The sequence below is a fragment of the Bacteroides sp. MSK.20.82 genome, assembly GCF_019052485.1.
Taxonomy (GTDB): domain Bacteria; phylum Bacteroidota; class Bacteroidia; order Bacteroidales; family Bacteroidaceae; genus Bacteroides; species Bacteroides thetaiotaomicron.
Map to the genome: position 1 here is coordinate 18,366 of NZ_JAHQUN010000040.1, position 13,674 is coordinate 32,039.

Annotated in this window: 15 protein-coding genes; 3 read left to right on the plus strand and 12 right to left on the minus strand. The window is 40.3% G+C overall.

What is annotated here, in order from left to right:
* Nucleotides 1-8: 8 nt before the first annotated feature.
* The 5 genes from KTR07_RS21815 to KTR07_RS21835 form a co-directional block, all read right to left on the minus strand.
* A complete protein-coding gene (locus KTR07_RS21815; protein WP_005868877.1) occupies nucleotides 9-587 on the minus strand; it encodes a conjugal transfer protein TraO in 579 nt (192 codons plus the stop codon).
* Between the two features lie 309 nt (nucleotides 588-896).
* Nucleotides 897-1,490 carry a Crp/Fnr family transcriptional regulator gene (locus KTR07_RS21820; protein WP_005868875.1) on the minus strand — a complete coding sequence of 198 codons (594 nt, stop codon included), beginning with the start codon at nucleotides 1,488-1,490 and terminating at the stop codon, nucleotides 897-899.
* 244 nt (nucleotides 1,491-1,734) lie between these two features.
* The gene (locus KTR07_RS21825) at nucleotides 1,735-2,865 is read right to left on the minus strand and encodes a hypothetical protein (protein WP_005868874.1); all 1,131 of its coding nucleotides are present in this window, start codon (nucleotides 2,863-2,865) and stop codon (nucleotides 1,735-1,737) included.
* 692 nt (nucleotides 2,866-3,557) lie between these two features.
* Nucleotides 3,558-4,040 (minus strand): DUF3408 domain-containing protein, encoded by a 483-nt coding sequence (locus tag KTR07_RS21830; RefSeq protein WP_217315505.1) that lies wholly within the window; start codon nucleotides 4,038-4,040, stop codon nucleotides 3,558-3,560.
* A 4-nt stretch (nucleotides 4,041-4,044) separates the two neighbouring features.
* On the minus strand, nucleotides 4,045-4,743 hold the full coding sequence (locus KTR07_RS21835; protein ID WP_005868872.1) for a ParA family protein: 699 nt from the start codon (nucleotides 4,741-4,743) through the stop codon (nucleotides 4,045-4,047).
* Between the two features lie 403 nt (nucleotides 4,744-5,146).
* Here KTR07_RS21835 and mobC point away from each other — a divergent pair, with 403 nt between their 5' ends.
* From mobC to KTR07_RS21850, 3 genes are read left to right on the plus strand one after another with little or no spacing between them, the layout of a single operon-like run.
* Nucleotides 5,147-5,485 carry a plasmid mobilization relaxosome protein MobC gene (gene mobC / locus KTR07_RS21840; RefSeq protein WP_008770294.1) on the plus strand — a complete coding sequence of 113 codons (339 nt, stop codon included), beginning with the start codon at nucleotides 5,147-5,149 and terminating at the stop codon, nucleotides 5,483-5,485.
* Nucleotides 5,482-6,882 carry a relaxase/mobilization nuclease domain-containing protein gene (locus KTR07_RS21845; RefSeq protein WP_005868870.1) on the plus strand — a complete coding sequence of 467 codons (1,401 nt, stop codon included), beginning with the start codon at nucleotides 5,482-5,484 and terminating at the stop codon, nucleotides 6,880-6,882. Before mobC ends, KTR07_RS21845 begins: the two co-directional genes overlap by 4 nt.
* 27 nt (nucleotides 6,883-6,909) lie before the next feature.
* Nucleotides 6,910-7,893: a hypothetical protein gene (locus KTR07_RS21850; RefSeq protein WP_005868869.1), complete on the plus strand. Its 984-nt coding sequence runs from the start codon at nucleotides 6,910-6,912 to the stop codon at nucleotides 7,891-7,893.
* A gap of 44 nt (nucleotides 7,894-7,937) precedes the next feature.
* Here KTR07_RS21850 and KTR07_RS21855 read toward each other — a convergent pair whose 3' ends face one another.
* From KTR07_RS21855 to KTR07_RS21880, 7 genes are all read right to left on the minus strand, one after another.
* A complete protein-coding gene (locus KTR07_RS21855) occupies nucleotides 7,938-8,093 on the minus strand; it encodes a hypothetical protein (RefSeq protein ID WP_005868867.1) in 156 nt (51 codons plus the stop codon).
* 611 nt (nucleotides 8,094-8,704) lie between these two features.
* Nucleotides 8,705-8,854: a hypothetical protein gene (locus tag KTR07_RS28510; protein ID WP_007564710.1), complete on the minus strand. Its 150-nt coding sequence runs from the start codon at nucleotides 8,852-8,854 to the stop codon at nucleotides 8,705-8,707.
* Between the two features lie 162 nt (nucleotides 8,855-9,016).
* The gene (locus tag KTR07_RS28515; protein ID WP_254306568.1) at nucleotides 9,017-9,352 is read right to left on the minus strand and encodes a hypothetical protein; all 336 of its coding nucleotides are present in this window, start codon (nucleotides 9,350-9,352) and stop codon (nucleotides 9,017-9,019) included.
* Nucleotides 9,353-9,707: 355 nt separating this feature from the next.
* Complete coding sequence (locus tag KTR07_RS21865; RefSeq protein ID WP_005868865.1) at nucleotides 9,708-11,048, minus strand: sugar phosphate nucleotidyltransferase; 1,341 nt, start codon at nucleotides 11,046-11,048, stop codon at nucleotides 9,708-9,710.
* 5 nt (nucleotides 11,049-11,053) lie between these two features.
* Nucleotides 11,054-12,190 carry a glycosyltransferase family 4 protein gene (locus tag KTR07_RS21870; protein WP_005868864.1) on the minus strand — a complete coding sequence of 379 codons (1,137 nt, stop codon included), beginning with the start codon at nucleotides 12,188-12,190 and terminating at the stop codon, nucleotides 11,054-11,056.
* Nucleotides 12,187-12,765 carry an acyltransferase gene (locus KTR07_RS21875; protein WP_005868863.1) on the minus strand — a complete coding sequence of 193 codons (579 nt, stop codon included), beginning with the start codon at nucleotides 12,763-12,765 and terminating at the stop codon, nucleotides 12,187-12,189. The genes KTR07_RS21870 and KTR07_RS21875 overlap by 4 nt, the downstream gene beginning before the upstream one ends.
* Nucleotides 12,746-13,660, minus strand: a complete 915-nt coding sequence (locus tag KTR07_RS21880) for a glycosyltransferase family 2 protein (RefSeq protein WP_005868862.1) — start codon at nucleotides 13,658-13,660, stop codon at nucleotides 12,746-12,748. Before KTR07_RS21880 ends, KTR07_RS21875 begins: the two co-directional genes overlap by 20 nt.
* Nucleotides 13,661-13,674: the final 14 nt, after the last annotated feature.

Sequence of the window (13,674 nt, forward strand, 5' to 3'; positions counted from 1 at the left end):
TTTGTCGGTTAGTAGAGCAGTATCTTTATTCCTACGTTCCAGACAGTGTTCCACTTGTCAATGGATAGGGGATTCCAATGTTGTTGTATGCGGGCAAGCAATGCCGTTCGGGGCAGGATGAATACTTCCAGTTCCGTTTCCAGTTTCGGGCCGATGATGAAGTTGTATTCCTTATCGGGGTGGCGGACGTATTCTGTACCGATGAATCCTCCCAGGCCGATGCCCCAGTAAACGGATTTCAGGTTGCAGGCCAGGGTTCTGTAATAACCGCCGTCCACAAAAAAGTCCTTACCCTTGTCATGTATCGTTTCGGGAATCGTTTCTTCCGGGTTCAAGGTAGAGACTTGCGGTAGGTTGGCTGTATATTCGTAAGGTTTCTCAAAATAGCTAAACCCGGCTTTCCAATAGCTTGTCCGGTTGATGTATCTGGAAAAGGACAGGTTGTAATAGTTGCCTGCATTGCCGAACAGGTTAGTGCCGTAGTTCAATTCAAGTGCCGGGATGTTCTCATAATGGCGTTGCGCAAAAGCGCTTACGGTGCATAACAGCAGGCTAAGGCTGATAGCAGTCAGTCTGATGTGTTCCATGGGAATTACTCTTTAGGTTATTAATGTTATATATTTTTCTATTTGTCTCATACGGTGTTTCCAATTTACGCGGATTCCTGTCGGCAGAACCGAATCAAGGTGCTTATCGCGTTGTTTTCGCTCCAAACATATAGATTATATACGGGAGGACAAATTTTATGAAGGGCTTTTAAAGGGCCTTTCGTGTTTATTTAATGTGCATTAAAAAATACATGTGCCGTAAACCGGCAGGTGTGGAATAATTCTACAGAAAAAAGCCGGATAGGATTAGTTGTGTAAAACTGTCCTGCCCGGCTTATAGGGTTTGGTTTATATGCGCTTTCGGATGTTGCTCAATGCTTGTGGCGTGATGCCGATATAACTTGCTATGTCTTTTAAGGGTATTGAACGTAACAGCCATTTTTCATTGGCCAAAAGCGCTTTGTAACGCGCTTCGGCATCCAGTGTGTAAAACTCCTCTTCCCTTATTATTTTGCGGTTGATGGATCTTACCAAATGTATTCTGGCCAGCTTGTTGAAATTGATGGATAACTCATATAGCTGATGAAGATCTTTTTTGGGCAATCTCCAGATCTTGCATGGCTCCAATGCCTTGATATTGTAGTGGGCATGGTGTTCTTCATGTGAAAGGAAAAAATTGATGAACTCTTTGGCTTGGATAAACCGTGCTGAAATCTCTCTATTCTCTTTGTCCGGAAACCATAACCGGACGATGCCGGATTCCAGATAATAGAGGTAGCATACTTCCTCGCCCCTGGTGACGAGGTGTTCTCCCTTTTTGATATGGATAAGCTCGAAATGAGCATCAAGATACGCCTTTTCTTCGTCTGTCATCCGCACGTGAAGATGGGCGCCCATTACCATGAGCGTCTCATCTATCAGGGTGGCAATTGTTTGAACCATTGAATTTGTTTTATGTTTATATAAGGGTACGGAAACGTACCCTCTAACATGGACGTGGCGTTCCAACAACAAAGGCACGCCCCGTACCAGTTTCATACTGGTACAGGCATGCGCCTGTTGTTGTTAATTCCTTAACGATAGATGCCACTCTTTTGTTAGACAGACGGACGTATGTAAAAAGCGGGCTGCCAATTTTCTGACAATCCGCTGCAAAGATACTATTTTATGGTTTTTGTTCCAACTTTTAGGGATTTAAGTTGACGGCAAGGTCTTCTGGACGAATGCCTACTACCTTTATATAGATATCCCGGTAGATGTTCTCCTTAATCTCCTTGTCCTCTTCAGAATAAAGCCATGCGGTAAATTCATGATAATATTCGCCGGTTCCCAATTTAAAGAAATCCTTATATTGATAATGTCTGCTCACGGGAATGCCTTTCTTGTTTAACAAGAAGCATGATTTAAGCGCATCGTGATATTGCGAGGTCAGTATCGCCTTTATCTTTTCGTCGAAATATTCCAATGTTTCCTGGTCAAAGAAAAACTGTACGGTGTAGGGCCACTTCTCCCCTTTTCCTTTGATGTACTGGTATTGGAATTTGGTTCTCTCCAGCTTTTTGTTGATACCGTTTAAGATGCTGGTCACCTTCTTCTTCCGGTCATGGTTGTCCTTTACCGTTACATCAAATTCCTTGGCAAGTTGGTCAACCGTAACGGTGAAATAAGGTGCTTGTCCTTGGTCAATCTTATACTTGATCAGGTAAATCATTTTCGCCAGGTTCAGATAAAACTTGCGGTAGCCTTTGCGGTTGGGCAGGTTACGGTAGTCTTTCAGTTCCAGCAGATTGTATTCGGTAAGCAAAGTATTCATCAGATCTTTGCTCAGATGCACGTTGTAATTCCGCTTGGTGCGCTTTTTCGTGCCGAAGTTATCCTTTATCTCAAAGCGGTCCAGTATTTGAATGAACTTATATTGCGTCTTGCCGTTCATGGCGTATGCTACACTGAGGTTGGATGTCCCTAAACGGTATAACGCCGCTTCAAAGGTGTTCTCTATCGGATGCTCTATCTTTTGGCCGTTCTGTTCGGTGATATATACCGGACGTTGGTTGCTGAACAGGAAATCAAGCTGCTTCTCGGTCAGTTTTCGTTGCAACTTGGTTCGTTCATACCCCATGACCTCACAAAAATCGTTGATGGAGAACCAGCAGTCGCCGAACAGATCTTTCATTTGTGAAGATGCCACGTAAATGATAATGTCAGACATGACAGTGCCGCCTGCATCAAATAGAACTTCCAATACTTTCGTGTTGGAAGACTCGCTGAGAGTCCTGGGGACTCTGCTCAACTCTTTTTGTGTATTACTTTCCTTCATAGGCGGACACTTGTTGTTTACTGATGCAAAGATACGTTTTTTTACGGAGATAGTGAATCTAACTCCCTATAAATGAAGATTCCAAAGCATTTTTTTCGTGCTGTTTCTTGATTTAGTTGTGTAAAAGTGTCCCGACTACGGCTGTTTCCGATCCCCCAGTTGTGTAAAAGTGTCCCGAATGGCCGGTTTAGTTGTGCAGAAGTGTCCCGGATTCCTGATTTAGTTGTGTAAAAGTGTCCCGAATGCAGATTCTAGTTGTGTAAAAGTATCCCGACTTTCCTGTTCAGTTGTGCAGAAGTGTCCCGAATAGTCGGTTAGTTGTGCAGAAGTGTCCCGGTTACGAGAAGATGCCAGTAAGTGCTAACTTGCAATAATATAGTTGATTATACGGAAAACCTCCCTTATTAGTTGTGTAAAAGTGTCCCACAAATACTTAAATCCCTAAAAACCTAAATAAAACGAAGAAATGATTTTGTTACCGTATTCTTACTTTCGGAAAAAATTTTGAGGTGGAAACAAGTAGAGGTTTGAATTCTTTAACATATTGTCCAGGATAATAGGCAAAGGGATTTTTCCGCAGTTGTGTAAAAGTGTCCCGGTTCAATGCCGGCCTTCACTAAAACGGTGTGCAAAAATAACGCCTGCCCGACGGATGCAGTCGAACAGGCGTATATATTTTTCCGAAAGTAGAATCAGATGCTCATATACTTCTTCAGTATCGCTTGAATCTCCTTGTTATGGCTGGTCAATATGTCTTCAAGAATGTTGTTTGCGATGTTGTGCATTCCTAATCCAGTGGCCATAGCAATCTGCTTCAGCTTTCTGTGGGTTTCGCTGGATATCCGGATTACTTCGGTGTTCTTTAATTTTCGCTCTTCCAGATATTCCGAGAATTTTTTTCCGCAGACTTTGCTTTCTTCTGTTTTTGGAGAAGACTGCACGGAAGGTTTGGATTCCGGCTTTTCCATTTGTTCCGGCTGAGGTTCTTGGACGGTTTCTTTGACTGGAGCCGATTCTTTCACCTCTTCATGGATGTGGTGCTCAATCGCAGGTTGGGGGATAGTGCTTTCCGCAACACTTCCGATCTGCTGGATTTCCTGCTCTTTCTTACTGGCGCTTTGCAGCAAGAGTTTTCTCATGGCGGCTGATGATGTCCTTTCTTTGTTGGTTGCCATAGCTTTATTCTCCTATATGGTTACAGATTAATTCCAATACCTCTTCACAGAAAGCATCACAGGGATGATGGTACGCTTTACTCAGCGTACTTAAATTGCGTTGATAGTCAACCCTTGAATCCTTGATGTAGTTTTGCATCAACTCGAAAGGCAAGGTTTTTTTATTTTTCAAAATTTCTTTGAACTCCAGCACATTCGGAAGAACACGGTTCATAACACCACGCACGGTAGTCTTTTTACCAATCTTTCGACGGCTTTCGATAATCCCTTCATAGATGTTATAGTAAAAGGTCAATGTAGGTCTTAAATCGGTCTGGTTCGGTTCGAAGGGAATGATGATCACGTCAACGAAGTGCAGCGTTTCAACTACACCGTTTTGTTTCAGGTTACCCGGAAAATCGACAAGTATAATGTCGTAATTGTCCTGAAGGAAATCCAGTTGGTTGATGAACTCTGAGGAAGAGATATTGATAACCTCATATTCTTCTTCCTTTTTCATGATTCCGTCCTCGGCTTCGTCCTCACGTAATTTTCCGATAGTGTTCTGCATGTCGTCGATATCCACCACGGCAATGGATAAGCCCCCCTCTTCGTTTGACTGCGAATGAATATAACCTGCAAACAAAGCTGTCAGCGTAGACTTCCCTACCCCGCCCTTGGGATTCTCAAAAGCTACGACTACTCCTGGTAATATTTGTCCCATAATGTACGTTTTTAAGTATGTGCGCAAATATATAAATAATAAATTAAATAATTGCATACTTTTATAATTAATTTATTATACACTTTTTTACTTAATTGTATAAGTAATTACATATATAAATATAAATATAAATATGTACATACTTAATCTTATAATTAAGTATGTATGTTCATACTTTGTAATAATATAATTAGTAATTATGTATTTTGTAACTAATGGCTTTCCGTTCGCCTGTTACAATGTGCGTAGTTACTTTGTAACAAAGTGAGCGGTTAATCTGGATTAAGAAATCAAGACTTTTGTCTGGTTTTGTTTCACAGCTGAGTATTATTGTATATCTTTGCTAATGCAAGGTATGTTTTTGTGGGTACAAAAAACCTTGCGACAGCCGAGCTGCCGACCAATGTTCGTTACACTCACATACTCTGTATATATGAAAGAGAATCGAGATATAAGTATAAAGATCCGCTTGACGGAAGCCGAGAAAGAACAGCTTCTTCAACGTTCAAAGGAAGAGGGAAAATCCCTTTCTTCCTTTATCAGAGAGTCTGCCTTGAAAGGCAGAAGCATATCGAAAACCGATGTGCAAATGATATATGAACTTCGTAAAATAGGAGCCAATATCAACCAGCTTGCCAAACATATCAATACGCTTCCGTCCGATGAAAATATATTGTATTCATTGGATCGGATTAACCAATACCTTTCGGATGTAGAAACCATTAACCGGAAATTGTTATGATAGCCGAGATACAACCTTCTTTCTCATCCCACCTGTCCATGAGCCGGAAAATTGAATACCAGCTTTCCAAGGTCAAGGAAGGAAACGGAAAAGTGCTTTACACCTCCACTGGTGACGAACTGGCCGCCATGCCAGCCTACATGAAACTTATCTCCCAGTTGAATGACCGGGTGAAACTACCTTATGCGGAATTTATTCTGAGCCTCTATCCGGGAGAAAGCCTTTCCGATGAACAGTGGCTTTCTCTTGCCGGGGAATATATCGAGAGGATGGGGTACGGAAAGTCCTGTTATGCCGTTGTCCTAAATACCGACAAGGCACACAGCCATGTGCATGTGCTGCTGACCACAATTGATGAAGAAGGCAAAAGCATTCCTTCCGGAAATAATTACAGCCGTTCCGAAAAGATCTCAAGGGAACTGGAGCAGAAGTACGGTCTGTTGCCTTTGGAAAGGGAAGGAGGCAAGAGAACCACGTTGGGAGAGGCGCAATACCGTAACTATTATTTCGATGCGGCCTTGAAGAAAGCCATGCGTAGTTATAATTACAAGGATAAGGTATCGGCTGTCCTGGAACAATCCGATACATACCGGTCTTTGAATAAACCCTTGCAAGAAATAAAATTGGCCAATGAAGAATGGCGTGTCCTATTGGGGGATGAAAGCTATGACAACCTTTTCGCATTGCTGGAAAAAGGAGGTTTTTTCAACCCCTTGTTCAAGGATGAACTGTTACAACAGCTTGACCGCATCTACTCTTTTTCCGAAAGTACATCCGATTTCCGAAGGAACCTGGAACAAGAAGGATTGTATATGCGTCTGGTCACCAAGAAGGACAAATCCTATTATGTCTATGGCATCAAGGATTCAGGCTTTTACCTGAAGGACGTTTCACTTCCTCAGAAATATCGTTTTGGTAATATTCGTTTTGATGGCCGGGGCATGAGCGCCGATGAACAGAAGCATTATCTCTATGACCATGTGTTTAAGGCATTGAACGCTTCTTTAGGCTATGAGGATTTTAAGAAAAGGTTGGCGGAAGAATCGATCCGTGTGACGGAACATGTAAACAGCAAAGGCGCATACGGGATTTCCTTTTATATGGAAAACGTGGAAAATGCTCATGTCTTTAAAGGTGCGGATCTTTCCCGTAAGCTCACTTATCAGAATATCCAGAAGCATTTCGATGGTGTGGCTGTCGGTCTCTCGCCACATATCGATAGGGTAGGGGAGTTCCGTGAGCGGGTGGATCGTGAGGCTTTCTATATGCAGGGTGGGGGAGTTATGGCCATTCCGGAACTTGACATTACCGGCAGCGGGAAGAAGTCGCAAGAGGATGATCTCATACCGTCCAAAAAGAAACGGAAACGCAAGAGTGGTCCCGATTTCTCATTATGATGAATACTAACTTAATATATTTGCTTTATGAATTATCAGACCGTTTTACAGAATTATCATCCCACTGAACAGGGGGATTTCATGTTGAGATATGAGATAGGTGGCCGGGGATATGTCGTTTACTCACCGGAGAAGGATGCGTTGTCTTGTATTGAATTACATGGCTTTTCCGAGCTTACTCCTTGGCAATTGGCTTTTGTTCTTTCCTTGGATATGCAGCAGATGAAAGAACAGGACGAGCTTTCTCTCTTCGTATGTTGTAAGCGAGAAAAGCTCTTGTCTTATCTTTTCGATGTGGAGGAAAGCGAAACCGTCTTGAAGACAAAGCACGTGTCCGGTTGGCAGGGCTATCTGATGATGGATATCCATAAGCCGGACAGGGTACGGAACGTGTTCCAGTTCCATCCGGAAACGAAAGAAGCCCGTTTGGTCTTTGATAACCGTTTATGTGTCGCTTCCCTTCGTGAGAAAGAAAAAGGAAAGCTCATCCATCTCTGTTGGAGTCCTTCTGTCTTTGCTGCCATCGATAAGGGAGGAGAGCGTACCGCACCGGCTTATCTGTTGGCTTCTGATGCTGCCTTGTTGCATGGGTATGCCATGAAACAGATTGCGGAATGCTTTGCCGGTACACCGGTTGAAGAACGGGTTATCGGTATTCATGTAGGGGATAATGTCTATGAGGCCTTGTCTTTTGTGTGCTATTACGTCCGTAACGTGCAGGATGAATATTTGGTTATTCCTGAGCGGAAAGATGGGATGGTGATTCTTGAAACCCCGAAATGGAATCCGATACGCCAGGCTAACTTCGTGGCTTCACTGAACAAGATGGCGGTTGACCAGGCGAAGAAACGCTATCCGGAAATGGAGGTTCCGAATGAACGGCCATTCACGTGCCTCTCTTTTGCCCGGAAGTCTTTCGTCTATTTCCCGGATCTGAAGGTGTATCAGGAGGTGTTCTTGAAGATGTATTTGGGGTTGGTGAGGTTACAGGAGGTGCATTTGCTGGGGTAAGGAACAATTGCAGTGCTGCTTATAAAATAGTGGCACTACTATTGTTAGAGTACTTCTATCATTCCTTTGGTTACGGCATCGGCCAGTAGTCTTTTTACAATCCTGCCACTGGGAGGATTGGTTATCCCAAGCGTTATCTCAACCCTGTTTGATAGAGGATGATAGTGCAGGTATTGGAGGATTTCATCTTCAATAGTCATGTTATAATTCTTTTATCGGGACAATTTTGCCTGATATTTATGCTTTTGTTTATTGTTCTGTCCCGATAGAGATTATTTTGGATGGACAAAGAAACGCTATCCAGAAATGGAGGTTCCGAATGAACGGCCATTCATGTGCCTTTCTTTTGCTGGAAGTCTTTCGTCTATTTCCCGAGTCTGAAGGTGTATCTGGAGATGTTTTTGAAGATGTATTGGGAATTGGTGAGGTTACAAGAGGCGCATTTGTTGGAATAAGGAAAAGGGTGCATCTAATGCCCAATTTGAAAGGATCACCTGCTACAGATAACTGTAACAGGGATATTATCCTTAAAAAAGTGAGTTAGATACACCATTTTAAAGTGCTTCTGTTATTTCTTTGTTTACGGTGTTGGGGAATAATCTTTTTATTACTCAGTTATAGGGAAAATAGGTCTGATATTTATGTTTGGATTATATACTTTGAGGATAAGTGAAGAAAGATATCTGAAGGTGGATTCTTTTATTTAGAGTTCCTTTTAGAATAAGATTTCGCCAAACAGAAATATATTTAGAATTGTTTCTCATAAACCTCAATGCTGCAACATTGAAGTCCAATCTGTAAGCTTGATATCTTATACATTTATTCTTATTTCCAACTTTTCATATAGCACAACTGCCTTTATCAGAGGCAGATTCTCCTTGCAGAACCATGGAAAATCGATACATCTGAAATCGACATGGCTCTCCTCCAGCAGATTGAGAAAACGGATGTCGTCTATCATCCCTTTTAAGGAAACGAACAGGAGAGGTATCTTTTTTCTTTGGCAAAAAAATAGCGCCTTCTGTAGTTCCGCATATGCGATGGCTTGTTCATCCTTGCTAGTGGAATCATTTCTCTTGTCAAAAAAAGACAACTGGACTTTTAATGAATTATGTTGTTGGAGTTATTCCGCCAGCTGTTGCTGTGCTTCAGGAGAGCTGGCATCTCCATACAGTATTATATCACTATATTGCTTCATATCGGGTATTTGTTCCGGTTGTACGCTCCTTTTTTCCAAAGGCACCCCTGCATATTCTTTCAATAGATGCTGCTTCGTGATCTTTCGGGGTTTCTCAACGGAGTAGAATGCATATCTGAATATAAACTGAGTCCCTTTCTTCTGTACGGATTCCTGTTCCAGGAAAAAAGAATTCAGGCGTATCTTGTTTTCTTGAAGGATATGTTTGGGAATATCTTCCTGATAGATATCGGTCATGTATTGAAGGATGGTCTTTTTCATTAGAAAAATCAATGAAAAGGTTCATTACCAGTATTTATAATAAGTTTTTCCAACCCATTAATTTTTGCGTAATGCTGTTTCTGCGGTTTAGAATCTGAAAACGAAGCTACTTTCGCAAGATCCTGTGTCCGGTATATATACTTACTTACATATGGATAGTGATATTTTATCATTTTACCGGCAAATACATTCCGAATGTTTTCCACATTGAGTACAATCTTGATCTTGTTGATAATAATCAATGCTATAGATTATCATTTCTTTTTCAATATGGATATCAGGTTGCCTAATTGAGGTTCGATAACTTTCTTGTAAACCAACTTCATTCTTTTGTCAGAGGTTTTAACGAAGGATTTTACCATTTATAGTCAAATTGTTCAATGTCTTCTTCTGCAAGTAGATTTCCGGACTGCACCTCGATGAACGTCAATTCAGAGATAGCCCTGACTGCATGTTTAACACCTTTCTTGATTGTAATCGTATCGCCTCTGCTGATAACCGACCTGATATCATCGAGTACCAGTTCTCCCTCGCCGTCGATAAACGTCCAGACTTCATCGCGATGGCGGTGTACCTGATAGCTGATACTCTTACCGGATTTGATTTTCAGTTGCTTGGTAAGTGATTTGTAACCGTCGGAAAACTCGGCGGTATCGACAACTTTGTATTCACCCCAGCGACGTTCTTCGAACATTGGCCGATGTTGTAGGCAGTCAGCGTAAGTTTTGATGTTCTCGCTTTTATCTTTGTCCGAAATTAGGATTCCATCATTTGATGCTGCGATAACTAGATTCCGTGTGCCAATGCACATGATTGGCAGTCCAAGTTCGTTGATGACGTGGGTATTTTCGGATTCTTCATCCATGACAACATTGCCCATGGTGTGTTCCGATAGTTCATCAGTCAACGTATTCCATGTACCAAGGTCTTTCCACTCTCCGGCAAAAGGTACGACGGCTACCGACTGCGCTTTTTCAGCGACTTCGTAGTCAAAACTGATTTTCGGAAATTCCCCATAGCGAGAACGAATTTCTGAAAAAGTGTCGGTTTTGATGTGTCGGGTTACAATATCTGTCATATACCCCAACCGAAAAGCGAATACGCCTCCGTTCCAGAAAGCACCCTCTGAAATAAGTTTCTCGGCAGTTATCATATCTGGCTTTTCCGTAAAGCGTGATACTTGAAATATTCCTTTGTTCTGTACATCATTGACTGGCACTACATATCCGTATTTTGCTGACGGATATGTGGGGTTAATTCCCATCAATACTAGTTCGGCTACATTGTTTTTCACTGCATCCGCTATCCTGCGAATCGTTTCAAAATAACCTGTTTCGGTATAAGGGTCGCAAGGCATGACGATTATAATCTCATCGGTGGAACATTTTCGTTTGTAGGCCAAATACGAGCTTGCGAGAGCGATAGCCGGGAATGTATCGCGACGCTCCGGTTCCGTAACTACAGGAATCTCTTCTCCAAGCTGGTTGATGATGATATCCCGTTGTGACTGGCTTGTTGCCACAGTAATCGAATCACAGATGCCGGTTTCTCGTAATTGCCGTACCACCCGCTGCACCATCGACTCTTTCGAGCCATCGGGCGCAGTCAACAGTTTGATAAATTGTTTTGACCGTGTATTATTGGAAAGCGGCCATAGGCGTTTACCAGAACCGCCGGATAACAGTATGATTTGCATAGATGTTATTTAATTCGATTTTTAATTTGCCGATAGTATTCTTCAAGCATCAATTTCCAAAATTTATTGCGTTCGTAACGTGATGTAATCATTGCCCTTGCATTCTTTGCCATTCTTTTTACCTCATTAGGATTATCCAAAAAATATTTCATGGCTTTATACAATGCGTGTTCGTCTTGTGGTGGAACAATTATTCCATTTTTGTTTTGAACAATTATTTCATTACAACCATTGATATCTGTAACGATTTGTGGTAATTCCAAGGCCCCAGCTTGCATGACAACATTAGGGAAACCTTCACGATAGGAGGGAAAAACAAAAGCCTCACACCCCATTAGATAGGGACGAACATCTTGTTGAAAGCCGACAAACTCAATGTGAGAATTTGTGCTAATCTCTTGTTTTACCCAATCATCAACCGGATAAAGGTTTTCTTCCATAAAGCCGATTAAACGTAATCCTATGTTAGGATAATCTTTCTGTAATCGAATAAAAGAAGCTACTAATTCATTGATTCCTTTCTCATAAAATATACGACCTACAAAACCAAACGTGAAATCGAAAGTTGAAATCTTAATATCTTGTGTAGCATTTCGCGAATAGAATGCCGTATCAATTCCATTTGAACCACCATTACCGATAACAAGCATTTTTTTAGGATTGCCGATCCCCATTGAACAAATAATATCACACATCTTTTGTGAATTGGGATATACATTTGTGGCACAAGCGTAAGTTAACCGTTCCGTAAAACGAAGAATTTGTTTTTTTATGCCCGTAGCCGTCGTCAATGGGAAGCCTGTTACCGTGTGCATACGGATCGGCACACGTGCTATCCATGCTGCTAACATACCCAAAAGACCAGCTTTGGGGGTGTGCGAGTGAACAATAGTCGGCTTCTCTTTGATAAAAAGTTTTACCAATTGGAAAAGAGTTATTAAATCGAAAATCGGATTTATGGCTCTTGACATTTTTACCGGAATACAACGTGCCTGTTGCTTCTGTAATTCCTCCCAACCTTCTCCTTTAGGGGCAACGGCAATGACATCGAAATATGCGGAAAAATAATTCAATTGACCTTGAAGTTGCCGGACTTGAAAATAAGCTGAATTTGTTATTTTGAATAATTTCTTTTTTTTCATTGAAAAGATTTTATTTTTTTTGCAGGAACTCCCCCATAAATAGAGAATGAGTCAACACTTTTATTAACCAAACTATTTGCGCCTATTATACATCTTGTATCAATGTGAACTCCACATAAAATCCTCACTCCACAACCAATCCATACATCATCATGGATAACTACCGTTTTTTTTAGGATTTCATTATATTTAATAGGTAAATTAAAATCAGAATAAGTGTGAGTACTTGTTAGTATTGAACTTGAATGGGCAATAGACACATTATTTCCGATCATCAATCCTCCGCTACATTCAAAATAACACATCGGATGAATACTGATATTATCTCCCAGTTCTAGTTTCTCTATGTTAGATATATATACATTTTCTTTAATTACAACATTATCACCGCATTTTTTTGCTAGATTTTTCACCAATATGTATCTAATCACAATACCAACTTTTCCTCCAATACCTCTTAAACTTACAAATAAAAAATTATTAAGTTTCCTAGGAAGATATGAATCTACTATAACGAATACCTTAATTAATGGTTTAATCCGTTTAAATAAAGTTCTACCGCTTAGATCCGACATGTCTAATATCTATATAATTGTTTTTTTTATCTTTCATATGAAACAAATAGCCAATAGGCATAAAAATAATATAACTAGAAATTCCTATTTGTTTTATTTTATTTTTCATTTTCAATTTAGAGCAAGGAGCAAAACGCCAGTAATTTATATGAGCTTTTATTTTTTTTAAATATGGAATATCTAGTGATGCCATTTCTGAATAAATTCTCATGGCATAATTAGGTGAATTCATTCTGTTTTTGATTGATGAAACAGATAAACCGTCTGATAAATACTCTGCGATGTATATTTTTTCATTAAAAAATAACATAAGGTAATTTTTTCCAATACGGTTTAGAACCAAACTTTCTGCACAAAATTTTTCTCCGGGTATATCGTCAAATAAATAATTTCTCAGGACTGATGTTTTAAAAACAAACGCAACATCCCCTTTTATATTTTTTATAATCCAATAGTTAATCCAAGAATCTTTTAAAATTTTCCATGTAACCTCTTTCCCTATACGAGAACCATCTGGAAAGCATTTCATACCACAAACTCCAGCAAATTTATCATTATTCTTTATATATTGATAATGAAAAACTATTCGTTCTATAGAGTCTTTTGTTAAATAGTCATCACTATCTACAATATAAAATAATTCTCCTTTTGCATGTAATACGCCATTGTTGATTGCTCTATGTTTTCCACCATTCTCTTGTTTGATGAAACGAATTAATATACGATCTTCATTTTGATAAGATTTTATAATTTCATCAATATCATCAGTGCTCCCATCGTCAACAATAATCCATTCAAAATTTTTATAGGTTTGAGACAACAAACTCTGATATAGATTTCCAATTAAATTCTTCCTATTATATACCGGTGTAAATACAGTAACTAAATCTTTCATAAAAATCTTTTTCT

Bases quoted from the DNA above. Each gene is read 5' to 3' on its own strand.
- KTR07_RS21815 (WP_005868877.1), bottom strand. From the start codon at position 587: ATGGAACACATCAGACTGACTGCTATCAGCCTTAGCCTGCTGTTATGC.
- KTR07_RS21820 (WP_005868875.1), bottom strand. From the start codon at position 1,490: ATGGTTCAAACAATTGCCACCCTGATAGATGAGACGCTCATGGTAATG.
- KTR07_RS21825 (WP_005868874.1), bottom strand. From the start codon at position 2,865: ATGAAGGAAAGTAATACACAAAAAGAGTTGAGCAGAGTCCCCAGGACT.
- KTR07_RS21830 (WP_217315505.1), bottom strand. From the start codon at position 4,040: ATGGCAACCAACAAAGAAAGGACATCATCAGCCGCCATGAGAAAACTC.
- KTR07_RS21835 (WP_005868872.1), bottom strand. From the start codon at position 4,743: ATGGGACAAATATTACCAGGAGTAGTCGTAGCTTTTGAGAATCCCAAG.
- mobC (WP_008770294.1), top strand. From the start codon at position 5,147: ATGTTCGTTACACTCACATACTCTGTATATATGAAAGAGAATCGAGAT.
- KTR07_RS21845 (WP_005868870.1), top strand. From the start codon at position 5,482: ATGATAGCCGAGATACAACCTTCTTTCTCATCCCACCTGTCCATGAGC.
- KTR07_RS21850 (WP_005868869.1), top strand. From the start codon at position 6,910: ATGAATTATCAGACCGTTTTACAGAATTATCATCCCACTGAACAGGGG.
- KTR07_RS21855 (WP_005868867.1), bottom strand. From the start codon at position 8,093: ATGACTATTGAAGATGAAATCCTCCAATACCTGCACTATCATCCTCTA.
- KTR07_RS28510 (WP_007564710.1), bottom strand. From the start codon at position 8,854: ATGATAGACGACATCCGTTTTCTCAATCTGCTGGAGGAGAGCCATGTC.
- KTR07_RS28515 (WP_254306568.1), bottom strand. From the start codon at position 9,352: ATGAAAAAGACCATCCTTCAATACATGACCGATATCTATCAGGAAGAT.
- KTR07_RS21865 (WP_005868865.1), bottom strand. From the start codon at position 11,048: ATGCAAATCATACTGTTATCCGGCGGTTCTGGTAAACGCCTATGGCCG.
- KTR07_RS21870 (WP_005868864.1), bottom strand. From the start codon at position 12,190: ATGAAAAAAAAGAAATTATTCAAAATAACAAATTCAGCTTATTTTCAA.
- KTR07_RS21875 (WP_005868863.1), bottom strand. From the start codon at position 12,765: ATGTCGGATCTAAGCGGTAGAACTTTATTTAAACGGATTAAACCATTA.
- KTR07_RS21880 (WP_005868862.1), bottom strand. From the start codon at position 13,660: ATGAAAGATTTAGTTACTGTATTTACACCGGTATATAATAGGAAGAAT.